Annotated in this window: 26 protein-coding genes; 15 read left to right on the top strand and 11 right to left on the bottom strand. The window is 51.2% G+C overall.

Going from position 1 to position 23565, the window contains the following annotated elements:
- Positions 1-166 precede the first annotated feature (166 nt).
- Positions 167-487 carry a hypothetical protein gene (locus tag JW984_03100; GenBank protein ID MBN1572166.1) on the top strand — a complete coding sequence of 107 codons (321 nt, stop codon included), beginning with the start codon at positions 167-169 and terminating at the stop codon, positions 485-487.
- Between the two features lie 50 nt (positions 488-537).
- Positions 538-1716 (top strand): acyltransferase, encoded by a 1179-nt coding sequence (locus tag JW984_03095; GenBank protein ID MBN1572165.1) that lies wholly within the window; start codon positions 538-540, stop codon positions 1714-1716.
- Positions 1717-2001: 285 nt separating this feature from the next.
- Here the strand turns inward: JW984_03095 and JW984_03090 are convergent, their stop codons facing one another.
- Positions 2002-3105 (bottom strand): 4Fe-4S binding protein, encoded by a 1104-nt coding sequence (locus JW984_03090; protein MBN1572164.1) that lies wholly within the window; start codon positions 3103-3105, stop codon positions 2002-2004.
- A gap of 210 nt (positions 3106-3315) precedes the next feature.
- On the opposite strand from JW984_03090, the gene JW984_03085 reads away from it, so the two are divergent.
- The gene (locus JW984_03085) at positions 3316-4266 is read left to right on the top strand and encodes a GTP-binding protein (GenBank protein ID MBN1572163.1); all 951 of its coding nucleotides are present in this window, start codon (positions 3316-3318) and stop codon (positions 4264-4266) included.
- A 178-nt stretch (positions 4267-4444) separates the two neighbouring features.
- Here the strand turns inward: JW984_03085 and JW984_03080 are convergent, their stop codons facing one another.
- The 8 genes from JW984_03080 to JW984_03045 all read right to left on the bottom strand — a co-directional run bounded on the left by JW984_03080 (position 4445) and on the right by JW984_03045 (position 10632).
- Positions 4445-5020, bottom strand: coding sequence for a flavodoxin family protein (locus JW984_03080; GenBank protein MBN1572162.1), 576 nt, complete (start codon positions 5018-5020; stop codon positions 4445-4447).
- 2 nt (positions 5021-5022) lie between these two features.
- Positions 5023-5883 carry an SDR family NAD(P)-dependent oxidoreductase gene (locus JW984_03075; GenBank protein MBN1572161.1) on the bottom strand — a complete coding sequence of 287 codons (861 nt, stop codon included), beginning with the start codon at positions 5881-5883 and terminating at the stop codon, positions 5023-5025.
- A 158-nt stretch (positions 5884-6041) separates the two neighbouring features.
- Positions 6042-6464, bottom strand: a complete 423-nt coding sequence (locus JW984_03070; GenBank protein ID MBN1572160.1) for a hypothetical protein — start codon at positions 6462-6464, stop codon at positions 6042-6044.
- Between the two features lie 197 nt (positions 6465-6661).
- Complete coding sequence (locus tag JW984_03065) at positions 6662-7288, bottom strand: flavodoxin family protein (protein ID MBN1572159.1); 627 nt, start codon at positions 7286-7288, stop codon at positions 6662-6664.
- A gap of 31 nt (positions 7289-7319) precedes the next feature.
- Positions 7320-7754 carry a DUF523 domain-containing protein gene (locus JW984_03060; protein ID MBN1572158.1) on the bottom strand — a complete coding sequence of 145 codons (435 nt, stop codon included), beginning with the start codon at positions 7752-7754 and terminating at the stop codon, positions 7320-7322.
- 221 nt (positions 7755-7975) lie between these two features.
- Positions 7976-8635 (bottom strand): phosphoribosylglycinamide formyltransferase, encoded by a 660-nt coding sequence (locus JW984_03055; GenBank protein MBN1572157.1) that lies wholly within the window; start codon positions 8633-8635, stop codon positions 7976-7978.
- 69 nt (positions 8636-8704) lie between these two features.
- Positions 8705-9445 carry a hypothetical protein gene (locus JW984_03050; protein ID MBN1572156.1) on the bottom strand — a complete coding sequence of 247 codons (741 nt, stop codon included), beginning with the start codon at positions 9443-9445 and terminating at the stop codon, positions 8705-8707.
- A 137-nt stretch (positions 9446-9582) separates the two neighbouring features.
- Positions 9583-10632 (bottom strand): phosphoribosylformylglycinamidine cyclo-ligase, encoded by a 1050-nt coding sequence (locus JW984_03045; GenBank protein ID MBN1572155.1) that lies wholly within the window; start codon positions 10630-10632, stop codon positions 9583-9585.
- Between the two features lie 179 nt (positions 10633-10811).
- Between JW984_03045 and JW984_03040 the strand changes: the two genes are divergently transcribed.
- The 6 genes from JW984_03040 to JW984_03015 all read left to right on the top strand — a co-directional run bounded on the left by JW984_03040 (position 10812) and on the right by JW984_03015 (position 15564).
- Complete coding sequence (locus tag JW984_03040) at positions 10812-11846, top strand: aminotransferase class I/II-fold pyridoxal phosphate-dependent enzyme (protein MBN1572154.1); 1035 nt, start codon at positions 10812-10814, stop codon at positions 11844-11846.
- Entirely contained in the window at positions 11846-12820 is a 975-nt protein-coding gene (locus JW984_03035; protein ID MBN1572153.1) for a class I SAM-dependent methyltransferase, read from the top strand. Before JW984_03040 ends, JW984_03035 begins: the two co-directional genes overlap by 1 nt.
- Positions 12799-13491, top strand: coding sequence for an NUDIX domain-containing protein (locus tag JW984_03030; GenBank protein MBN1572152.1), 693 nt, complete (start codon positions 12799-12801; stop codon positions 13489-13491). The genes JW984_03035 and JW984_03030 overlap by 22 nt, the downstream gene beginning before the upstream one ends.
- Positions 13492-13735: 244 nt before the next feature.
- Entirely contained in the window at positions 13736-14536 is an 801-nt protein-coding gene (locus tag JW984_03025) for a dihydropteroate synthase (GenBank protein ID MBN1572151.1), read from the top strand.
- A 124-nt stretch (positions 14537-14660) separates the two neighbouring features.
- Positions 14661-15299, top strand: coding sequence for a cobalamin-dependent protein (locus JW984_03020; protein ID MBN1572150.1), 639 nt, complete (start codon positions 14661-14663; stop codon positions 15297-15299).
- A 91-nt stretch (positions 15300-15390) separates the two neighbouring features.
- Complete coding sequence (locus JW984_03015) at positions 15391-15564, top strand: hypothetical protein (GenBank protein MBN1572149.1); 174 nt, start codon at positions 15391-15393, stop codon at positions 15562-15564.
- Positions 15565-15943: 379 nt separating this feature from the next.
- On the opposite strand, the gene JW984_03010 is transcribed toward JW984_03015, so the two are convergent.
- Positions 15944-17278: an AMIN domain-containing protein gene (locus JW984_03010; GenBank protein ID MBN1572148.1), complete on the bottom strand. Its 1335-nt coding sequence runs from the start codon at positions 17276-17278 to the stop codon at positions 15944-15946.
- 274 nt (positions 17279-17552) lie between these two features.
- Between JW984_03010 and JW984_03005 the strand changes: the two genes are divergently transcribed.
- The 6 genes from JW984_03005 (at position 17553) to JW984_02980 (ending at position 22036) form a co-directional block, all read left to right on the top strand.
- On the top strand, positions 17553-17930 hold the full coding sequence (locus tag JW984_03005) for a hypothetical protein (GenBank protein MBN1572147.1): 378 nt from the start codon (positions 17553-17555) through the stop codon (positions 17928-17930).
- Between the two features lie 42 nt (positions 17931-17972).
- Positions 17973-18434 (top strand): universal stress protein, encoded by a 462-nt coding sequence (locus JW984_03000; GenBank protein MBN1572146.1) that lies wholly within the window; start codon positions 17973-17975, stop codon positions 18432-18434.
- Positions 18435-18526: 92 nt separating this feature from the next.
- The gene (locus JW984_02995) at positions 18527-19537 is read left to right on the top strand and encodes an inorganic phosphate transporter (GenBank protein ID MBN1572145.1); all 1011 of its coding nucleotides are present in this window, start codon (positions 18527-18529) and stop codon (positions 19535-19537) included.
- Positions 19534-20136, top strand: coding sequence for a DUF47 family protein (locus JW984_02990; protein MBN1572144.1), 603 nt, complete (start codon positions 19534-19536; stop codon positions 20134-20136). Before JW984_02995 ends, JW984_02990 begins: the two co-directional genes overlap by 4 nt.
- Before the next feature lie 90 nt (positions 20137-20226).
- The gene (locus JW984_02985) at positions 20227-21081 is read left to right on the top strand and encodes a nitroreductase family protein (GenBank protein ID MBN1572143.1); all 855 of its coding nucleotides are present in this window, start codon (positions 20227-20229) and stop codon (positions 21079-21081) included.
- A 286-nt stretch (positions 21082-21367) separates the two neighbouring features.
- Positions 21368-22036, top strand: coding sequence for an MBL fold metallo-hydrolase (locus tag JW984_02980; GenBank protein ID MBN1572142.1), 669 nt, complete (start codon positions 21368-21370; stop codon positions 22034-22036).
- Positions 22037-22404: 368 nt separating this feature from the next.
- Here JW984_02980 and JW984_02975 read toward each other — a convergent pair whose 3' ends face one another.
- The gene (locus tag JW984_02975; GenBank protein ID MBN1572141.1) at positions 22405-23424 is read right to left on the bottom strand and encodes a carboxypeptidase regulatory-like domain-containing protein; all 1020 of its coding nucleotides are present in this window, start codon (positions 23422-23424) and stop codon (positions 22405-22407) included.
- Positions 23425-23565 lie beyond the last annotated feature (141 nt).

Here is a 23565-nt window from a genome sequence, read left to right as displayed (position 1 = left end):
ATAACAGGCCAAGAAAGTGTCTTGATTTTAAGACGCCTATAGAAGTATTCTTTAATCAACCTGTTGCACTAAAGAGTTGAACCCGCACATCCATAATCTTGTTTTTGGATAAATATCACCTTGGTTTTTGTCTTAATCGTAACAATATTAAAATAGGAGAAGCGTTATGAGCAATGAAGTAGTCGCCGAAATATTTAAAAAAATAGCCGCGGAGCTCATAGACGAGCTCAAGGAAGAAATCGGGAACATATCGGCCGAGGACAAAAAGGCCATTATGGAATTCCTGAGAACCGAGGCGAAGAAGAGGTTCGGATTCGATATCCCGAAATTGAGCGACGACGACGATGAGAAGTCGTTTTTAGGCTCCCTCATGTCTTCGGACCTCGTAAAGGGCGTCGCCGGTGACCTGATAGATATCCCCGATGAGGAGAAGGACGACCTCAAGGACATCATCAGGAAGCAGATTCTGAAGAGGGCGCTGAAATAGTAAGGTTGTAAGACTGTCCCCCGAAAAATCGTTAGTAACCGGATATTCTGATGGGAGAAGAAAATAGTCGCGGCGATCGTATGGGCATACCCGAAAGACGCTACGATATCGACTGGATAAGGGTCCTCGCGGTTTACCTCCTCATACCGTTCCACACGGCCGTTGCATTTTCTCACCATGGGATATCGTATATCAAAAACGATCAAACAGCCCTATTTTTAAGTACCTTCGTCGGTTTTGTGCACCAGTGGCACATGCCGCTTCTCTTTCTTGTGTCGGGGGCGGCTTCCTGGTATTCGCTGAAATCGAGGGGCGGGGGGCGGTACCTGGTCGACCGGGTCAAACGCCTCCTTGTTCCCCTCGTCTTCGGAACCCTCGTAATTGTCCCGCCGATGATCTACTTTCAGAGGCTTCAGGAGGGGAGGTTTTCGGGGTCGCTCCTCGGATTCTACCCGACTTTCTTCAACGGCGTCTACCCTGAGGGCAATTTCAGCTGGGGACACCTCTGGTTTCTGGCCTATCTCTTCACATTCTCCCTCATTGCCCTGTCCCTTTTTCTGTATCTCAGGGGGGATCGGGGGAAAAACTACCTCGACAGGGTGGCCGGTTTTTGCGAGAGGCGATGGGGGATATTCATCTTTGCGGTTCCCTTTATTCTTGTCGAGGTATTTTTGCGCGCCTGGTGGCCCGGCTTCCAGAACCTCGTAAACGATTGGGCCAATTTCATGTTATACATAACGGCCTTTATCTACGGCTACATATTGGCCTCGGACGAGCGCTTTGCCAAGTCGATAGACCGTTATAAGGTCGCAGCCCTCTTCATGGGAGTAGTGACCCAGATAATAGTTTTGACCATCTATTCCATGAATATCCCATGGACTATGGACGACGCGGGTCTGTGGGTTTTCTTCATGGCCGTAAAGGGTTTGAACTGCTGGCTCTGGCTGATGGCCATCCTTGGTCTCGGGCACAGGTTCTTGAGCTTCACAAATAAATACTTGAGTTATTTCAACGAGTCGGCGCTGCCGGTCTATATCATCCACATGCTGGTGGTCGTCGCCTTCGGCTACTTCGTGGTGAAGACGGGTTTGGGTGTGACAACAAAATATTTAATCATCACAGGAGTGTCTCTAATTCTGACGACGCTCCTTTACGACATATGCGTAAAGAGGACAAGGATGACCCGCTTCCTATTCGGGATGAGGCCGATAAAGGGGGCCGAGTCTTAAACGATATTTACGACAAGGGGTCATGCTGCCGCCCCGCCCAGCCATAGTGTTCAATGGCTTCCTAACGGCTCGCTAATAACTTAACGGCGTTTTAAAACGTCAATTCAATGTCCGTCTGCGGGAGATCATTAGGAAGTCTTTATCCGAAACTCCGATGGGCGGTGTAAATATCAACGGCCCCTTAGATGAACCGGAGGCCCCCCAATCGCCACGAGATGACAACGTACCGTTCTTAATCAGGCCCCGAAAAGTCACGGAGGCTCACGTTGATGTTCCCGGCTCGGCCTAGTTCTTCTCCTTTACGCCGAGCTCCTCCATGAACTCCTTTGCCGTGCCCTTTGTCTCCACCGCCGCCATCGCCCAGTCCTGGATGTTGTTGTAGACGGTTGGGGAGGGCTCCCTCCTTACCATCGCCAGGGCCTCCACCGGGCATTCGGAGACGCAGAGCCCGCAGCCGATGCATTTATCCGGGTCTATTTCAGCAGAATCATTTATAGATATAGCCTTCATGGGGCATCTATCCTCGCAGGCGCCGCAGGCGGTGCATTTGTCCGAATCCACGCTCGCGACGAAGGCCCCCACAGGGCGAAGGTCGTAGCGGCCGTGCTTGGTAGCCACGGTGAGCTGCCCGCAGCAGCAGGGGCAGCAGTTGCAGAGCATCGAGACGTTCTCGTTGTTGTTGTCCACGCAGGAGATGAGGCCGGCCTCATGGGCCCTTTTCAGGATCGCCTTTGCCTCCTCCTTTTCGATGAGCCGGGCCATCCCCCTCTCCGCAAGAAACTTCGCCCCGTAGCCGAGTCCCATGCAGACGTCCTTCGGGGAGTCGCAGTTGTTCACGACCGTCCTGCAGGCGCACTCCCCCACGCAGATATATTTAGCCTCGTCTATGTACTTGTAGACGAGTTCAGTGGGGAGGACATCCTTTTTCGAGGTTATCTCCTCCTCTACCGCGAGTATCCTCCCCATCGGGATGGGGAAGGTTGTTTTGGCGTCTTCGTAGTCCCACCCCTCGTCGTGGTACTTCTTCCAGAGGGATTTCAGCCTGTGGTAGTCGATGTCGAGGCTCCCCTTCATGATGGGGAACTCGAAGATGCCCGGAACCACGCCGAAGAGCATGAACATCGGCGTCCCCTTGTATTCGAAGGCGTAGACTATACCCTTGTCCGCCATCCCGTTCAGGCGCTCTTTTGCCTGCTCGATGTCCATTGACGATCCCTTCGCTATATCCTCCAGCGTGGCGGGCATGAATGGGATAGATAGGGCGAGATCGGCCTCATCCGGCGTGAATATGATGGAAAGTATCTCCAGAAAGTCTTCGCCCTTCGGCGCACCCACCGGAGTGACCGAGAGCTTGTCCCTCAGCTTCTCGTAAACGCTTATATTATCCATCTTGCTCCTTTTTATTCATCGATTGAATCTTATTTATAGAAAAACACTAATATTTATCCACAATATCGGTTGACGTGTCAAGGCAAAAACGGATTTTCGTATCCGTTTTTCAATTTATCTCGCATTCGGGATAAAGATACTTGAACCTCGGCCAAATCTCTGATAAAAGTACGGGCTGTAAACTTTATCTTTAAATCAACGGGGAGCGGTATGGTAAAAGGAGATGATAAAAAGAGGGCGGGCGTCGTCCTGATTGTAGGATTTTTAGGGGCGGGGAAGACCACGCTCTTAAGACATCTGCTGTCATGCGAAAGGGATATGTCCGACACGGTCGTCATCGTCAACGAGTTCGGCGAAGTGGGGATAGACGGCTCCCTCCTCGAGGGAGTGGGGGAGGTCGTGGAGCTTACCAGCGGTTGCATCTGCTGCACTCTGGCCCTTGGGATAAGAAAAACCTTGAGGGATGTCATCGACAATTTTTCTCCTAAGTGGATATTCATCGAGGCCTCCGGCGTCGCTGATCCGAAAAACATTATCCCGATAGTGGGGGAGTTCATCGACGGTGGGGATGTGGATTCCCTTAAGATTGTCACGGTGGTGGAGGCTGACCTTTGGAGTGCCAGGGACATTTTGGGGGCGCTCTTTTTCAACCAGCTCAAGAGCGCCGACCTCGTGGTCTTAAACAAGGTCGACCTGATCGATGAGGACCGGCTTGAAAAGGCGGTGAAGGAGATAAGGGAGGCGTCCGGTGGTTCGCCGGTGGTTCCGGCGGTTCGGGCCAGGGTCGACCTTGAAGTCATCAAGGAGGGGGTAAAGGGGGGGAAGGGCTTAACGCAGCACAAGGGGTATGAAGAAGGGACGAAGGCCCAGGACTTTATCTCCTTCTCCTTTGTGGAGTCAAGGCCGCTGAACGAGTCCCGCCTCGAGAAGCTCCTTAATTCCCTACCATTCGGGATGTTTCGGATAAAGGGGGCCGTTAGCTTCTCCGACAGGACGGCCTTTTTAAGTTACGTCGGCTGGAAGATGGAGCTGACCGAGATAGAGTTGACAGATATAACCAGTTCGACACACGGCGACGAGAAGATCACCCGGCTCGCATTTGTGGGCTGGGGAGTTGATAAGGATGAAATAATCGGGCGGTTTAAGGCCTGTCTTGATTGAGGCCCAATTGCTTTTAGCCGTCACGTTTTTCCAAAGGTGGATTTGCAAAATCCCTTGCCTTGTCAAACAGCCCGCGTACCGGGAACAACGAAAGCTTGAATTGAGGAGGTGAAGGGGCAGAATCGTCACGTTGTCGACCTTGATCTTCCAGAATCCGGCCAATTAAGTGCGGCGTATTTCAGCCGTTGACTTTTTTTAAAAGCCACGCCATATTTTCCCCAAGGTCTTTCATGTATTGTATCCCGTCGATGTCGTTTTCCACCTCCCCCTCGGTAAATCCGAAGCCGACGTTCCAGGCGCTCGATCCGACGACTATCATATTGCTTATCAGAAAAAAGAGGTTTATCGTTGCCAGAGCGTGGATTGCGCCGGTGCGTCTCGTGGCGACGATTCCCGCTCCCACCTTTCTCTTGAACATGGCGTCATTTGCCATCGCCACCATTCCCGATCTGTCTATCAACGCCTTCATCTCTGCGGTAACGTCCGAAAAATAGGTGGGGGAGCCGAGGATAATCCCATCGGCCTCGGCCATCTTGGCGACGCACTCGTTCAGGAAATCGTTTTTTACGGCGCACTTCCCGTCTTTGTTGGCAAAGCACTTCAGACACGCCATGCACCCCCCCATCTTTTTTCCCCGAAGCTCGATAAGCTCCGTCTCTATCCCCTCGTCTTCGAGGACTTTAAAGACGTGCTTGATAAGGGCATTGGTGTTTCCATCTTTTCTGGGGCTTCCGTTTACGGCCACAACTTTCATCGCTAATCCTTTCTCTTGACAGCAGTTTTTTCATCGTCCACCCTTATCTTCCTGAACTCCCTGACGGCCAGAAGGGAGATGAAATTTATAACGTATGGGAAGAACCTCTGAATCCGCCAGAGGACTTTGGCGTGGGGCGTGATCACAATGATCGGCTTGTTCTTTTTAACCCCTTTCAATATGTCCCTTGCGGCCTTGTCGACGTTCATCCTTTTAATCCTGACCTGGGCCAGCGCCTCCTTTCGGTCCGCCTTCAGCATCTCGCTCTTGTAGAGGATATTGGTCTCGATTACGCCGGGGCAGACGGCGCTCACCTTTACGCCGAGGTCGCGCGCCTCGGCCCTGAGAGAGGTGGATAATCCAACTACAGCGTGCTTCGTGACGGCATAAGGGGTGTTGATGGGGGTCGGGGCGAGGCCCGCAAGGGATGCGGTGTTGACGATGTGACCGAAACCCTGATCGATCATTATCCGATAGGCGGCAAGCGTGCCGTGTATGACTCCCCAGAGGTTGACGTCGATGATCTTCTTCCAGTGGTCGGGCTTGAGGTCACGCACCTCCCCCCCGACGCCGATTCCGGCGTTGTTGAAGATGTAGTCTATCCTTCCATGTTCTCTTGCGGTCTTTTTTATCAGGGCCTCGACCGCCTTTCCGTCGGTAACGTCGAGGATTACGGCTTCGGCCGTTCCCCCTTCCTTTTTAATCGATGAGGCGGTATCCCTTGCGCCCTCGCCGTCCTTGTCTACGCAGACAACGTTTGCTCCCGACCTCCCAAGCTCAAGGGAGACCGCCTTTCCGATGCCGGAGGCGGCGCCGGTGACGACGGCGACCTTATTTTCAAAAAGGCCTTTATAATGTTCCACGATTGACTCCCTTTAAAAGATATGGGATTTATCTGAAACAGGAATAAATCCCCGGCGGTGGATTGAAATTGATCAATTCAAAAAAGCATTGAATCGGCCGGCGATCCTTAATTACCAACGTTTGAGTCTGCCGGCAAAGCCGATACAATCTAAGGCGGTCAGCTCCGGCCCACAAAACTCCTCACCAGAATGATTATCCCGATAGAAATCAAGAGAAACGGCCACAATAAGCCGAAAAGCTCTCCCAACCCTATCGAGAGGAGGATGAATCCGATCACAAAAGTGGTTATCACCCGCCTGCGGAAGGCGGGAACGAGCGCCCGAACAACCGCCTGAATGAGCACGATTATACCTGCCCCGGCAAAGAAGACAAACCAGCCGTCCCACCAGTAAAAGTTGGCGACGTAATCGGTGCTCTCCGCCAGAAGAACCAGACCCGCCCAAATAAAGATCGCCGCCCAGCCGACCGCGTGAAGCCTGTCGCTTTGCCGCCACCGTTTCCCCCAGTCTTCTTTTACCCACCACTGACTCCTCATCTTTCCCCTCACTTCACCGTTCTCGTTTTGTCCCTCCCCGTTCATGATTTGACTCCCTTATTAAAACATTGAGCATCTTTATCGATATTCAAACGACCTATCTATAATTGTATAATGAATTTCCTTGAATGCAAGGAAATTTGTGAGGCCCGCCGCCGCGCCTAAAAGACAGTTGGATTACGGCAAAAAACGCCCCGTTTTGGTTGCGGGGCGATTACCGTTACTAAAATGAGAATATCGGCCTAATGCCCGGCGAGCTTCATGCACAGCTTAAAGGCCTTACTTTTCATCTCCTCCCTATTTGGAATGGATGTCTTCTCCTCCGATCCGCCCACGTTGAGGACGTAGTCGGCCTTGAAGCCGGCGAGCCTCAGGACGAGTCTCAGCATCTTGTAGAAATTGCGGTAGACGCCCATGACCCGGTTCAGAGGGAAGGGGGCGATCATGCTGGTGATGTACATCCCCGGCTTTGTCGGCTTGAGCTTGTAGACGGGGATTCCCACCATGCCGCCGTCAAGCGACTTGTCGTAGGCGAGGGGCGACATCCGGTGCATGAACTTCACCATGTGGGCGTTCATGTTCCCACAGTAGACCAGGCAGGCTACGATCAGTCCGTCGGCGAAGACGACCTTTTTGAGGAGCCCCCTCATGTCGTCCTTCTGGACGCACCTTCCAAACGTCTCCTCGTTGTATTTCGAGAACTTCAAGCAGCCGAGGCACGCCTTGATATCCTTTTCCATCAAGAAGATGTGATCCGTTTTGGTCCCCGCCTCCCTGCACCCCTTCAGGACCTCTTCGACCATACGGTTGGTGTTTCCCTTTCTCCTGTAGCTGCTGTTCAGGGACACGATCCTGCTCTTTTCTTTCATCTAATATCTTCTCTCATCTCCTTCTCTCATTTCATATCTCCTCGTCGGAGAGAATAACAATCGACTCCCTCGTAAAAAGGGCCGCGGTGACACCCATCCCCTCGACCCTTTTCCCCTTGAGGTAGACCTCCCGTACGCCGCAGGAGGGGCTTCTCTCCTTGAGTATTGCGTGGGTGATTCCCCTCTCCCTTATCGCGCTAAGCGATCTCTCCGCCCCCTTGATGAACTCTCTTGTCCTCTCCTTTTTGTCGGCGTCGATGATCTTCGCACTGCCTAAGAGGACGTCCTCTCCCGTCCCCCCGATGAAGGAGGACGGCGCCCTCGGCGTGGTAAGCCCTCCCAGCTCCTCGGGGCACATGGCGATGTACTCCTTGTCGGAGAGAAACTCGGTAACCCTTTTGGAGTAGGAGTTGTTGCCGTCGTATCGGCAGTTTTCTCCAACGAGGCAGGCGCTTACGAAATACATCTCGTTTGCTGCTTTTGGAATGTGCCTTATCCTATCATTATGTATGTAACTCCCTCGGAAAGCGGGGAACCGGAAACATACTGACATTCCCTTGGGAAATGGAAACCGATGGTCTGCTCTTTGCGCCGGGTGTTACCGACAAGCTCCTACTTGTCAGTGGAACACTAAGCCACCCCTTAAGCTGCAAAAACAGTACGGGCGAATCCCACAGGGGCACGTTATTAATCAAAGATCGACGCCGGGGGATTTATCTCGGCGAAGTCGTTAATATCGCCGAGGTCCTTAATGACCACCTTCCTGCCGACAATCTTAACCGCCCCTTTAGCGATGTACTGAATCGCCTGGGGGTAGATCTTGTGCTCCTGGGCCAATATCCTTTTCTTCAGCGTCTCCACGGTGTCGTCCTGTTTCAGGGGCACGACCGCCTGAATTATAATGGGGCCGGTGTCCACGTCCGCGTCCACAAAGTGGACAGTGCAGCCGGTGAACTTGACACCGTAGTCGAAGGCGTCCTGCTGACCCTGGGTCCCGGCGAACGATGGGAGGAGGGCGGGGTGGATGTTGATGATCCTGTTCGGGAATCTCGCGAGAAAGTTGTTGGTGAGGACGCGCATAAAGCCGGCGAGACAGATCAGGTCTATCTCGTAGTCGCTTATCGATTTTAAAACCGTATCCTCAAATTCCTTTCGGGAGGCGTAATCCCTGTGATTTACCACGATCGCCGGGATGTTGTGTTTTTTGGCCCGCTCGATCCCGTAGGCGTCCGGCTCGTTGGAGAGGACAAGCACGACCTCGGCGTTCACCCTCCCGCTCTCGCAGTTGTCGATGATCGACTGGAGGTTTGTCCCGCTTCCGGAGATAAATACGGCTATTTTCAACATATACCCTCCTTGGTTCCCACATCCGTTTCGGCGCTTGACAGGCCAGTCTGAAAAAACACCCTTAGCCGATCATTTCACGATTATAGAGGCGTTGGCGTCAAAGGGATTCATCCTTTTCGCCAGGGAGAATAAATAGGGGTAATTGTCATGAAGGTGCTTCATATAGAGCACCCATTCCTTGATGACCGATCTGTAAGCCCTCTTGATGTCGAGGGTGAGGTGCGCAAAGTCGCTCTCGGGGAGGCTTACAAAATCCTCCCTGAAGTATAGCTCCTCCTGGAGATGCGTGACTGCCCAGAGGAGATCGGTGAAAGAGTCGTGCTCCAGGAGGTTCGGGTTTTCCAGGAGCCGCAGGAGAAAAACCCTCCGCTCGAAGAGAAACGACCTGAGGTTTTCAAGGTTGTAGTCCCTGCTCTCGATCTCGGGCTCGTATGAGTCCACGAGCTTGCTTAAGAGGGAGACCTCGCTGTTAGACCAATGGTTGGTCTCGAGTATCTTGCCCCTTATGGCGCCGATATTTTTATCCGCATCCGAGAAGGCCTTTACCAGCTCTTCCCCTATCTCGCTGAAAAAGGCCCCGATGACAATGTTCAGCTTCGTCATCAGCTTGCGCTTCTCCCTGACCTGAAGGAGCCTGTGAATTATGAGCGTCACGATTAGGACCTCGATGGGCATAATGGCGATATCGCCTATCATGTAGATGCCGATATGGTGAAGATCGTGAAAGATGAGATAGTGTATCAGGTACATGATGACCGAGCTTAAAATCAGCGATACGACAAGCGTAATCTCGAACCTGTACTTCTTTATTTTCATCGTGCTTCCTTTAGAATCTCCGTCAAAACCGCCTTCAAGCTGTTATATAAATCCTTCAATAAAAATCCTTCAATGAAAATCTCTATAGACCATTTGTGAACTCTTTTTAAGGAACCGCAGGCCGACCCCGGCTATCTGAAGAGAACCCTCCCGCCCTCCTTGGCTTCGCCCTTTTTCCTCTCTATCCCGCCGATGACAGAGGGTGACTCGCCACTTTTTTTCAGGATGGAGACCGCCTTATCCACCTCATCGGACGGAACGATTAGGGCAAGCCCTATGCCGTTGTTGAAGGTTCTCATCATCTCCAGCTCTTCGATCTTCCCCGCCTCCTTGATAAACCGGAATATCGGGGGGACATCCCAGCTCTTCGTGTCGATAACGGCGGATAGTCCCTCCGGCAGGAGCCTCTCGATGTTGTCCACGAGGCCGCCTCCGGTGATGTGGGAGATAGCGTGGATTTTTACCTCCCCCAAAAAAAGGGACTTTGCCATCTTCACGTAGATTCGCGTGGGGGTCAGGAGCTCCTCCCCGATGCTCTTTTTCAGTTCTTCCACATGGTTGTCAAGCTTCATCTTCAGCGTGTCGAACACGATCTTTCTCACCAGGGAAAACCCGTTGCTGTGGAGGCCTGAGGAGGTAACGCCGACAATCGCATCACCCGCCTCGATCTTGGAGCCGTCTATGACCGAATCCCTCTCCGCCAGACCCACCGAGAATCCGCACAGGTCGTATTTCCCCTCCGGGTAGAACCCGGGCATCTCGGCCGTCTCCCCGCCTATCAGGGCGCACTCGGCGTCTATGCACCCCTTGGCGATTCCGGAGATGACATCCGCAAGCACTCCATCGTCGATGGAGCCGGTGGCTATGTAGTCGAGGAAGAAGATTGGGAGGGCGCCGGTGACAATGATGTCGTTTGCCACCATCGCGACGAGGTCTATCCCCACTGTTCTGTGTATCCCCATCATCTGGGCGATAATAAGCTTCGTCCCCACGCCGTCGGTGGAAGAGACGAGGACCGGGTCTTTCATGCCGGCGATGTCGGGGCGAAAGAATCCCCCGAACCCACCTATCTCCCCCATAACCCCCTCCGTCCTTGTCGAATCGATGTCTTCCTTGATCTTCTTGACGAAGAGGTTCGCCTTGTTTATGTCAACGCCCGAGTCTTTGTAAGTGATTCCCATCTCTCATCCCCGTTTCTAATGGATAGTTGAAAATTACCAGAAGTTCGCGCTCATGTCAATATCGTTCTCAATATATAATTCAATATATGGTTGCCTCGTGAGCCTCTTTCTGATAAAATCTTAAACCTGTTACGGATTTTCACTTTTACGAATTGTCAATATTGGAATAGGGCTGGTATATGAAGACGATCGATATGAGAAGCGATACGATAACTAAGCCGACCGAGGGGATGAGAAAGGCCATCTACGAGGCGGAGGTGGGAGACGACGTATTCGGAGAGGACCCCACGGTAAACAGGCTTCAGGAGGTGGTCGCCGAGATGCTCGGAAAGGAGAGGGCGCTCTACGTCTGCTCGGGCACCATGGGAAACCTCCTCTCCGTTAAAGCGAACACCAATCCCGGAGACGAGGTCATCCTCGACTCCCAGAGCCACATCTTCTACTACGAGGCGGCCGGGGCCGCAGCCATATGCGGGGTGCAGCTGAACCTCGTGGACGGGAATAGGGGCGCCATAACGAGGGAGCAGGTCGAGGCGAAGATCAGGCAGAGGGGAAATCCACACTTCCCGATAACCTCCCTCGTCTGTATCGAGAACACCCACAACAGGTGGAGCGGCGCTGTAATCCCCATCGACGAGATAAGGAGGATAAGGGAGCTCGCCGACGAGAAGGGCATTAGGATGCACATGGACGGCGCGAGGCTCCTGAACGCCCAGGTGGCCTCCGGGATCCCTGCAAAGGAGTATTCAAAATACTTCGACACCGTGACTGTCTGTTTTTCCAAGGGGCTGGGGGCGCCGATGGGCTCGATTATAGCGGGGGACACAGAGACGATGGATCGGGTCCACAGGGCGAGGAAGATGGTCGGGGGAGGGCAGAGGCAGGTGGGGATCGCCGCGGCGGCTGCCCTCTATGCCCTCGAAAACAACGTGGATCGCCTGAAGGACGACCACGACAACGCCAAGCGGATGGCCGTAGCCCTCTCCGATATGCCGGGGGTGAATATCGATCCGGACGAGGTCGAGACGAACATCGTCTACTTCGACGTGACTCAATCCCCCATGAAAGCGATCGAAGTGGTCATCGAGATGTCAAAGCTGGGCGTCCTGATGCTCCCCCTGGACGAAAACAGGGTCAGGGCGGTCACCCACCTCGGAATAGACAACGGGGATATCGATATGGCGATAGAGGCCTTCTCCGAGGTCTTCAAGTAGTGGCCATGATCTCCATCAACGACACCACCGAATACCACCTTAGCGACGCCGCGAGCCTCGGCTGGGAGCAGACAATAAGCGAGTGCCTCAAGGATACAGATTCGCCCTATATGCTGGCGCTTAAAACAAAGCGGATGTACGGCGATACGATCTCCGATCTTTTCAAGGCAAACAATCTCATAAGGTCCGGAGACCGCATCCTGGAGGTGGGGGGCGGCTACGGCAGGCTCGCCGAGAGGTTGCTAACGAACTTCCCAGATATCTCCATCACAATGGCCGACGTAAGCCCCGTCTTTCTGAACAGGCAGAGGGAGCTTCTGCAAAGGTTCGGGGGGAGGGTAGATTTCGTTAACTCAGACGCATTCGAGTTTCTTGGAAGTGCCGGGGATTTCGACCTGATTATCGCAAACGAAATCCTGGGCGACCTACCGGCCGTCGTCGATATTAGGAAGTCCGATCTTATTGAGTTAGCCAAGCCGGGGAGAGCGCCAGACGGGGTCGATGAGAGCGGTGCGGAATGTCTCTCCAGGGCGCTTGACTATATCAACGACCTCGGGATCGACATCGACTCAGCCCCGGACACCATCAACCTTAACACAGGGGCGTTGAGGTTCATCTCTGCGGCGATGGAGAGGGCGCCGGCCCTCTGGGTCTCCGAGCACTCCTCCGACTTCGAGATACCTAAGTCCATGTCGGAGATGTTTCGGGATGACCGCGCCGACAGGTGGCCCAAGAAGATAATCCTATTCAATCACAACGAGGTGTCGGTATCTTTCGACCATATGAAAAGGGGCGTCGACGGGCTGGGATACAAGCACGACGGGGGGAGCCTGATGGAGCTTCTGGGCGTTCGCGACGATAATGAGATCCGCTACATCCTCCTCTCCGGATCGATCGTGAGCGAGACCCACGAGATAATCGGGGAGTTCTTAAACCATGTAAAGGAGTACCAATGGCTACTGGTAAAGAGGTGATCCCGAGGCCGGCGGCGACGGTGGTGCTGGTTCGCAGCCTTAACGGGGAGAGGGAGGTCTTCCTGACAAAAAGGCCCGACACAATGGATTTCCTCGGGGGTTTTTACGTCTTCCCAGGGGGAAGGGTGGACGGGGTGGACAGAAGCCGTGAGGCGCGGGAGAGGGTTATCGGGTTTGAAGAGAGAGACTTCACCCCGCAGGTCAAATACGAGGAGGTGGGGGAGATTTTAGATGCCGGGGATTCGGTAAGCCCGGTCGACTTTTACACCGCCGGGATAAGGGAGCTCTTCGAGGAGTCCGGGGTGCTCCTCTTATGTGACGGCAAGGGGGAGATCGTCTCGGGCGACGTATACGAGGAGATGAGAAAATCGTCTATCGACTTAAGCTCGGAGCACTTTTTGGAGCAGGTAGTCGATAGGGGCTTCTATTACGCCGCCTTCAGCCTGAGCTTTCTCCAGCTCTTCATTACGCCACCCCTCGCACATCAGCGCTTCTACACGATCTTTTTTACGGCAATCCTGCCCGAGGGGCAGAGGGCGGGGATAGAGACGGGAGAGGTTTCGGAGTCTTTCTGGATATCGCCCAAGAAGGCCCTCGAAAGGGGAGAGTCGGGGGAGTTCCCGATGATATACCCCACGATGCTGGCGTTGATATCCGTCTTGGATGTTTAGTTCGAGAGTTTTTTCTTTATTGATTATTGGATAGCGGACAATTCATCTTGACAAAAAAAACCTTCCATGCTATTTAAAAATCGGTCGGGCGGGGTCGCCCTAATAAATTGACAAGAAGGTTGGGTGGCCAAAGGGGGGGAGGGATGGGTGGGGGTCGGTTTTTGACTGTTTTGGATAATCGACAAGAAATTGAGCGAAAGATATTGGGATGATTAAGCTTTAAGGAGAAGCGAGGTAGTTGTAGATGATTATAGTAGCAGAGAGGATTAACGCGACAAGAAAGAGTATCCGCCAAGCCCTCGAGAACAAGGACGAGGCACTGATCGCGAAGGAAGCAAAGGACCAGTTCGAGGCGGGCGCCGACTTCATCGATTTGAACGCCGGAGCGAACCTGGAGACGGAAGTTCAGGACCTCCATTGGATGGTGGATATTGTGGAGAGCGTCGTGGAGGACGCAAGGATATCCCTTGACAGCTCCAGCAGCGAGGTGATCCTGAAGAGTGTAAACAAGGTTAAAAACACTCCTATGATCAACTCCGTATCCCTGGAGTCGAAGAAGTTCGAGGAGATGAGGCCGGCCATAGAAGCCAGGGAGTCCGATATAATCGCGTTGAGCCTCGACGACAGGGGCCTTCCGAAAAACTCCGCTCAGGCCTTTGACAACGCCGAGCGAATCGTCGAGGCGCTGGAGAAGCTCGGCGTCAAGAGGGAGAGGATATTCGTCGATCCGCTGCTCGAGGCGATAAGCGTCGACAACAACAACGGCCTCAAGGCCCTGGACACCATAAGAAAGATCCATGAGAATATCGAGGGTGTCAACATCATCTGCGGGCTGTCCAACATCTCCTACGGTCTGCCGGAGAGGTATCTCGTTAACAGGACCTTCCTCGCCGTCGCCATAAGTCACGGCCTCAACGCCGCCATAGCAGACCCCCTCGACCAAAGGCTGATGACCACGGCCGTCGTTGCGGAGATGCTCGTCGGCAAGGACAGACACTCGAGAAAATACCTGACAAAGTTCCGCAATAAGGAGATTTTTGTTTAGACAGATAAAAAGATCGGAAGTCGTTTTTTTTACACAACAAAATCCGTCATGTGGTAAAATCGCCTGACCGTAAAGTATGGATTATTTAGAAATAGTGGATTAAGTTTAAAGGAGTAAATAAATTATGTCAGAATCCTTACGGAAGATAAAAGAGGCCATTGTGGAGCTGGATTTGGATTCGATAAAGGATCTGGTAAAGGCTGGCCTTGAAGACGGCCTCGAACCATGGGAGATCATAAAGAACGGGATGGGCGAAGGGATGGAGGAGGTCGGCAAGAGGTTCGACGAGGGGGAATATTACCTGGCCGACCTAATCCTGTCGGGGGAGGTGATGAAGGAGGGGATGACGGTTTTGGAGGACAAGGTAGATTCCGGGGCGATGGGACAAAAGGGAACGGTCGTGATCGCCACCGTAAAAGGAGACATTCACGATATAGGAAAGAACATCGTGGCGATGCTGCTGTCCGCCGCCGATTTCAAGGTAATAGATATAGGCGTGGATGTCAACGAGGCCGATATCGTAAAGGCCGTCAAGGAGAACAACGCGGACGCCCTGGGCCTCTCGGTCCTCCTCACGACCATGATAGGAGGAATAAGAGACACCGTGGACGCACTGAAGGAGGCGGGATTGAGGGACAAGGTGAAGATAGCCATCGGGGGTGCGTGTACCTCCGACAAGCTCGCAAAGGAGATGGAGGTCGACGCCTACGGAGAGGACGCTGTCAAGTCCGTCAAGATATTCGAGCAGTTGATAGCCTCATAAGGGGTTGGAGTGGTGGGGGTTTGTAAGGTTTTATTAGGGAAAGGGTGAATGGATGACTGTATGATTGGGAGGAGGAGCGGACGAGGAATAAGTGGGTGGAAAGTGTGATAGGATATTACTTAGTGTGGCCGGGTGCTTCGATCCCGCTGGGGGAAGGAGGATCGGGAGGGGGGATCGGGGGGGATCGGGAAGTGGGATCAGGAGGTGGAGGCTCGGTGGGGAAGGTTGGGGTGTTGAACGTATGAGGAGAGAAGGGGTGAGGTAGGGATATTTTTGGTGGGACGGCGGCCTTTTTGTGAGGAGTGGGAGATCGGCGGGGCCGGGCCTTTGGGTCTCAAGCAGGTCGAAGGTTTTCCGGGACTGCATATTAAAAATCGGGGTGGATGGGATAAGGTGTCGGCGGTAATTATATTGGACAGGTGAAAGGGCGGAACGGCGTTGAGGCCGTCTCAGACGGCCCGGTTTTTTCTGTATAAAAAATAGGCTGACCGCCTTCGGGGACGATACTTTTAAAGTTGGGGGAAATTGTCACTTATATCTTTTGGATATAAGGGCGGTTTCCCTTTTTTAAATCTTTTGCCGGAAGGGCCACGTAAAAAAAGCTTGGGTAAAAGTTGAGGGGGGGGTCGGAGGGGGGCGGGGCGTCAGTTCCTTAAGACGTCGATTACGACCCGATCAGGATTTTTGAGGCTGAAGACGTTGTACTCGGCAGCAATGTCCAGATCGAGAACCACGCGGACGATCTTCTCCCTGTTTTGCGACCAGCGAATCCTTTCCACGAGGCCGTCGCCGATGGTGATCGGGGAATCGAGCCCGGGCGATAGCCTCGTGTCGAAAAGGTCGATATATATCCGCGGTCCGACCCCCACATCGTTATCCTCTGGTAGGGAGGCCCCCTTGTATGTAATGCCCGAATCGGTGTCCACAACGATCCTTGTGTGATCGGTGTCGGAGAAGAAGCGGATCGTCATGACCTCAGCGATGGGTTGGGGCTGGGGCAGCGCCTGGGGGGGAGGCGGGAGGTCCGCCGTGGATCTGTTCGGCCGGCTTTCGTGCGGCGCCCCGCTTGCCGTCTCGGTTTTGACTGGTGGATTTTCGTCGACTACGACCTCCTTTCTCTCATTCGGGGGCTCGGCCGACGCCAGCTTTACATTTTCATTGGATTCCCACCCGGTGGGGAGCGAGGGGTCGTTTTCGGCGACGAAATCACCGCCGGTGCCGCTGTCTATTACGGAACTCTCCTCTATAGCTGAATCCTCGTCCCCTGAGGTTTCAGGCAACTCGACCTTTGCCACATCCATCTTGGGAGGCTCCTCTTTATCGGGAGGCGCTTGGTGCTTTACCGTCTTTGTCTTTACAGGCTCCTCGATCTTCGGAGGGGGTGTCTCCACCTTGGCTACCTCCGTCTTGTCCGGTTTTTGGGGAGGCGTAGAATCCTCCTTCTTGGCAAGGTATTTATTGACTCTCTTTTTCGGCTTCTCCTCTTTATCGTCCTTTGCCAGGGCCTTGTCCCGCCCGGGAAAACCATTCGGATCTGGCTTTACGGTGCTGACCCTGATGAGGTTGTTTTTCTCCTTCTGCTCTTTTATCTCGTTGATATTCTTTTGGGCGTCCGCACAGAGGGGGTGTTTTGGGTACTCCCTCAAAAACCGCTTGAAGGTCTTTTCCGATTTGTAGAGCTCTCCCAGGGTTATCGAGTAGTTGAACATCTCCCTGTATATAACCCCCTCGGTGAAGAGGGCCTTGGCCCCTTCCTCGGTGTCGGGATAATTCCGGACAACGGATTCAAATTGCTTAATAACGTCAAGCCAGAGCGATTTGTAGGATTTCCTCTTTTCCGATTTCTGAAGGTCCTCGTAACTCTTTTGGGCGTAGGCCAGCTTATCCTTTGCGGCGTCGGCCCCGGCCCCTGAGACAAATACAAAAAGGAGGGAGAAAAAGGAACAGAATACGAAGAATCGCTTCAGGGAGGATTTCAATTCGCTATTTCTATTTTTATTCCCGACACCCATAATTTTTCTGTCCGGGATGGTAAATTTGGAAGACAATCGAAGTATCTATAATTTAAAACATCTATAGTGCTATAATATCTAAAGTGCCACAATATCTACAATGCTATAATATTACTACTTTTACTGATATTTTGATATAATTATAGATAATTTAGCCATAATTATACGATATTGTTGTAAATCTGTCAAGTTTTTTTTGCGGCACTTGCTTTTATTATGGATATTATGGTATTATTTGATCATGAAGCGACTTATAGTCCTGTTGATATTCTCCATTTTGCTTGTGCCGGAGGCGCGGCCGTATGACGAAAATCGTGATATCATAATGGTTTCCAAGGAGTTCGTCGCCTACGGTCAAAGCTGTACCGATTGTACGATGGTTTTGAAAGGGGTCTTCTATAATACAACCGGAAAGACAAGGTGTTTCGATTTTGAGGTGACTTTTAAAAAGGGGGCCGTCCCCTTTGCAAGCGTAAAATTCAGCGAAAAGGCGCCGCCCTACGGGATTGTTAAGGTAGAGAAGGTCTTTGAGGTCGATTACCTGGGGTGTAAAGAGGGGCATGGATGCGGGGCGGACCGAATGGACCTGGTAATAACCAATGTGGCGATTTGTCCTTAATGATGTTGATGTAAGATACGCGAATTTTTGGAGGTGCGTTTTATGAAGAAGATTGACAAAATAATTGTGCCGATTGATTTTTCGGAGACCTCGGATCTGCTAATGGAGTATGCGGTAACCTTTGTGGAGAAATTCGGAGCAAAGCTGTATATCATACATATAGTCGAGGATTTCAGCAGGTACTCATACATCGCGGTCCCCCATGTCTCCTTGGACAGGGTGATGGAGGAGATCCTTAAGGTCGCCGAAATGGAGCTGAAGGACTATTGCAGTAAAAAATTAGAGGGGAAGACCGATTATGAATTAATCCTCTCAAGGGGGGATGCATATAAGGAGATCTTGAGGTTTTCGGAGGAGAAGGACGCGGACCTGATACTGATTGGGTCCCACGGGCAGTCCGGGCTCGAGAGGGTATTATTCGGGAGCACCGCCGAGAGGGTAATCCGAAACGCCAAGTGCCCAATTATGATGATCAATATTTATCACATGAGTGATGTTGGGTGATATTGAATTACAAGTGGATAATGAAACAGGGTAAAAAATTGTAAGTATTGGAGGAGTAGATAGGAACGACATTTCTTATATTATTCTTTTCTTTGATAATATTAGCCCTCGCCTTTGAGTTCACCTGTGGATTCAACGATTCCGGGGGGATCGTCGCCACGATGGTCTTTACCGGGGCCCTCGAGCCGAGGTGGGCCCTTATCTTGGCCGCTTTTTTCGAGTTCACGGGGGCCATTTTTTTGGGCACTGCGGTTGCAGAGACCTTCACCCAGGGGATAATCAAGGCGGTGGAGCTTGATATAAACGTGGTATGGGCGGCGCTTTTGAGCGCCTTAGGCTGGAACGTCCTTGCCGGTTACCGCGGGGTGCCGTCAAGTTCCACCCACGCAATTATCGGCGGATTAATGGGCGCGGTATTGATTTCCATAGGTTACGAGGCGGTGATTTGGTGGAAGATAATCGAGGTGCTTCTGGTTCTGATATTTTCTCCCATCCTCGGAATAGTCTTCGGTTTTCTTTTGACAAAGATGACGCACAAGCTGTTCGGCTCGTTTTCTCCCAAAACGGTGAGGAGGAACTTTCTCAGGTATCAGATTGCGAGCTCCGCGGCGCTCTCTTTGAGTCACGGCACAAACGACGCCCAGAAGACCATGGGAGTTATCACGCTGGCCCTTATAATTCTCTATCATCAAAACCCCGAAGCGATGAGATTTTTCTACGACGGGGGGAGCGGTTCCTATATTCCCATATGGGTAAAGATAAGCTGTGCCTCGGCGATCTCCCTGGGAGTGCTCACCGGGGGTTTTCGGATAATGAAGACACTGGGGGGCGGAATATATAAGATTCGCTCCGTTCACGGATTTTCGGCCCAGACGTCGTCGGCCGTCATTATATATCTTTCCGCCCTTCTGGGATTCCCCGTCAGCACGACCCAGGTGGTGTCGTCATCGATCGTGGGGGCGGGGACGGCGGAGAGGGCCAACGCCGTCAGGTGGGAGGTGGTAGGAAACATCCTCGCAACGTGGCTCATTACGGTGCCGTCGACCGTGGTAATCGGCGCCGGAATATATTTATTAATAGATACCATATGTGAGCACTTATGAAACTGTTTAAAAGCAAACCGGATTTTTACGGACATCTGTTGAGACAGGCGGAGAACTCCCTTGAGGGGCTAAATGCCCTGAAACACTATGCGGAAGATCAATGCGAAAAATGTGTCAACAGGGTCAAGGGCCTCGAGAAGAAGGGGGACGAGGAGAGGAGGGTCTTGATAGAGGAGCTTAACAACACCTTTGTGACGCCTTTCGACCGCGAGGACATTTTCCAGCTCTCCCGGGCCCTCGATGACGTGATGGACTATGCCAATTCTACGGTCGTGGAGCTGGAGATATATGATCTCAAGGCCAACGATGACGTCAAAAAAATGGTAAACATCTTGATAGGGGCAGGAGAGGAACTGAAGAAATCGATGAAGTATCTCGAGGAGTACCCGAAGATCGCCAACGATCACGCGGTTAAGGCAAAGAAGTACGAAAACAAGATGGAGGCGGCGTATCGTCAGGCGCTTTCCGATCTTTTCAGTGGAACGGACCCAATATTTATGTTGAAGATGAGGGAGATTTACAGACACCTCTCGAACTGTGCAGACAGGGCGGACGAGGCGGCCAATATAGTCCTAGGCATCGTGATGAAGTCCACTTGATTTTTAATTAAGAACTGAGTGGAATCAAATTCCCTTGCGGGGCTTTTTAAAGGGCGTTGAAACGTTAATCTATATCGAGGACTTAAAAGGATGGGAGGAAGCGAATCTTTCTATATCGGCGTGGATGTTGACAAGTGCACCAGGTGCGGCGCCTGCGTGGAGACGTGCCCGGCCCATATCTTCTATATGGAGTCGGAGGAGATTTTAACCCGTTACCGTGACCACTGTATCCTGTGCGGGCACTGTATCTGCGTATGTCCCGTGGATGCGGTTATCCATTCCGGCCTTGAGACATCGGAGTTCGTCGAGATCAAAAAGGGGATGGAGATCGACAGGGACACTCTGTATCAGTTCTTGCGCTCACGGAGGAGCTGCCGCTCCTTTAGGGACAAGGCGGTTCCAAAGGAGGAGCTGGAGACTCTTATCGATACGGCGAGGTTTGCCCCAACCGCCCACAACTGGCAAAATTTCGAGTTCATCGTGGTCAGCGATAAAGAAAGGGTAATGAGGCTGTCTAAGATCACCTCTGAGTTCTACGGTAAAATGGCCGATGCCCTCGAGGGTAATCGGGAAAGCCTTCCCGAATATCTCAAGGGGCTTCTGCATGGGGCGAGGCTCAACTATGAGTTCTCCCGGGCGGGCAAAGACCGCATTTTCCGCGGGGCGCCGGCCGTCATCGTCGTCCACGCCGATCCGACAAATCCCTCGGCCGCGGAAAACTGCCACTACGCCGTGTCATACATCGTTATGATGGCCAAGGGCATGGGCCTTGGCGCCACGATCATCGGATATTTCGTGGGGGCGGCTCCACACTCCCCAGAAATAGTGAAGGAGATAGGAGTCCCGGAGGGAAACCAGGTCTTCGGGTGCGTGGCGGTAGGATACCAGAAGAGTAAATATCTTAAAATGCCGGCTAGAAATCGGGCTAAGGTGGAGTGGCTCTGAAGTCCCGATGAAATCGGGGTGTGAAATTGCTTCTTGACTTTAATCCTTTTTGTATTTGACGAAACTATTAGATATTGTGCCGAATGTTTTCCGAGGAAGAAGGCCTATGAATCTGTAGATGGGGGGATATCATCGGCTTTCATAAATGTGTCAATTGGTGTAATCCCTTATTTTACTTTCAAACAATCTCAACAATATCCCAAAAACGCTTGTCTTTTAAGCGGCTCTTTTGGTAATATAGTAAACCTTTTGTGGCCGAAGTTAGAACGGAACTCAGGAGCCAAAAATGAAAATTATGGACGATCTTTTCGCCTATCCCTGGACTGATATGTTCGAGAACAACTGCAACAGCTATTACATCGGCGGCGACGCCAAGATGTTGATCGACCCCGGGCTGACTCGGTTTTTCCCGGAGCTGTTAAAGAGGCTTTCCAAGGATGGAATTGAGTCGGCGGATATTGAGAATGTATTTCTGACCCATTCCCACCCGGATCACTTCGAGGCGGTCGAGGCCTTTTTGGAGGTGGACGGGGTAAACATCGTGATGAGCCGGGCGGAGGCGGATTTTTTGGAGAATGTGGGCTTGAAGTTCTACCCCGCCTTCGGGCTTGATATCCCCCAATACAGGATAGACCGGTTTATTGAAGACGGGACTGTCAAAATAGGTGGGGTCCAATTCGAGGCTTACATAACCCCGGGGCACTCCCCTGGCTCGGTCTGCCTATACTGGCCGGAGAAGAAGGTCCTTGTCTCCGGCGACCTGATTTTCTACATGAACGTCGGCAGGACGGATTTCCCCGGGGGAAACAGCGCTCTCTTGAAGGAGAGCATCGAGCGGGTCTCGAAGCTCGACGTCGAGTATCTCCTTCCCGGGCATATGCAGGTGGTTGCGGGGAAAGGAGAGATTGAGCGGAACTTCGAGATGGTAAAAAAGTCGGTCTTCCCCTATCTGTGATGCAATTTTAAACTCCAATGATACCTTAAGTCGAATCATTTTGTATTTAGCGTTTATTATAGTGACGATATTTTTTGGCCGATATTCCGATATTATAGAGACAGGTGTTTCTCAAAACGAATTAAGGCCGCATCGATTTTCAACAGCGATCTGAATGTAGATTTCAGGAGATAAGTTAGAGAAGTCGGTTATTAATGATAGTAACTGATAGAGGTTCGTATTAGATTAGATTAGATTAGATTAGATTTAGAGGATCACTTTCATGGAAAATAGAGTTATAGTTGCTTTTCTTAAGTTGTAATAATGATCTTCTGCACTTACCCCAGAGTTCAAGACAAGTTAGCCTTTACAAAAATTTTGATAGAAATCTATTTTTTAAAGTCATTTGGTACAATAGATAAACTCTTTACGTTAGTATATGAAGGATTAAGAAACTCAAATGTCTTTGGATCGGTATGTGGAGTTTTTACAATATTTAATTTTCGATAGTCCGAAACTTCAACTTTGTGAATATGTGGTTTTCCCATTTCATATCCGTTTATCCATATTTTTAAAATATAGTCTCCGGGTGGGACTTCGTAAAAGTAATACATCCCTTTTGAGTCTGTATACACAGGAGAAGAACAATCCTCACCTTTACTATTACATAGTGTTACAGGTATATTCTCGATGGGTTTTGTATTTCCTTCAGTAGTTACATCAATAATCGATCCACGAACTATATCGTTATTGCTATAAGTTGTTTTTGGAGTTTTCTCAATCGATGTTGGGGGTGGATTTGGATTGTATTTTTCTTTTAGTTTTCTTTGGATAATTGGACTACTACTACTATTAATCGTGATAGTTTTACTTATTTCATCAAATTTTACTTCTTCTACGGTTTCGTGTTCATAATCTGTACTTACACCAGGCTTCCTTTTGTCAAGACATATTTCTATGGTTTCATAACCTTCCATCTCTATAGTCAATTTTGTTGGCGATATAACTCCACTTGTTTTTGCCGGTAATGGCACACCTGTAATAATGAAGTTACCAACTTTGCCCGGATCAACTTTTAAAATTTCTGGACTAATGGTATAATTAACCATTGATTCATCGCCATCTTCCTCAAGCTTGACCCAACCTCTAATTTTCCATAAATCATATATCTCGGATTCAGATTTTGTATTTAACAAGTAGGCGACCAACATACCGCTTAGAGAAATGAATAGTAAAAAGTATGCTGCAAATGCTCCCTTTAATTGGAGCGATAGACCCTTAAAAGGCCCCTTTGCGGATGCCTTTGAAGGAAGAAATTTATAAAGTATATACGCAGGGACAATTGGCAAGAGTATGCTCATAAACGAAAAGACGGCTCCGACTATTATTTTTTCCCACATTGGCTCCATTTCTAATACCTCCTTTTATAGTCCTTTTAGTATGCAAGTATTATCTTCTTGTATTAGTTGCCTAAACATAACTGTATCTTCATTCAAATTAAAAAAAGCACCAACGTGGAGAAGGTAGATCCCACCGGCGCCCTTGTTTTA

Origin of the sequence: Candidatus Zymogenus saltonus (assembly GCA_016929395.1) — a bacterium.
In the GTDB taxonomy this organism is placed as follows: Bacteria; Desulfobacterota; Zymogenia; order Zymogenales; family Zymogenaceae; genus Zymogenus; species Zymogenus saltonus.
Note: the sequence above shows the minus strand (reverse complement) of the source record. Positions and strands in the feature narration are given on the sequence as shown.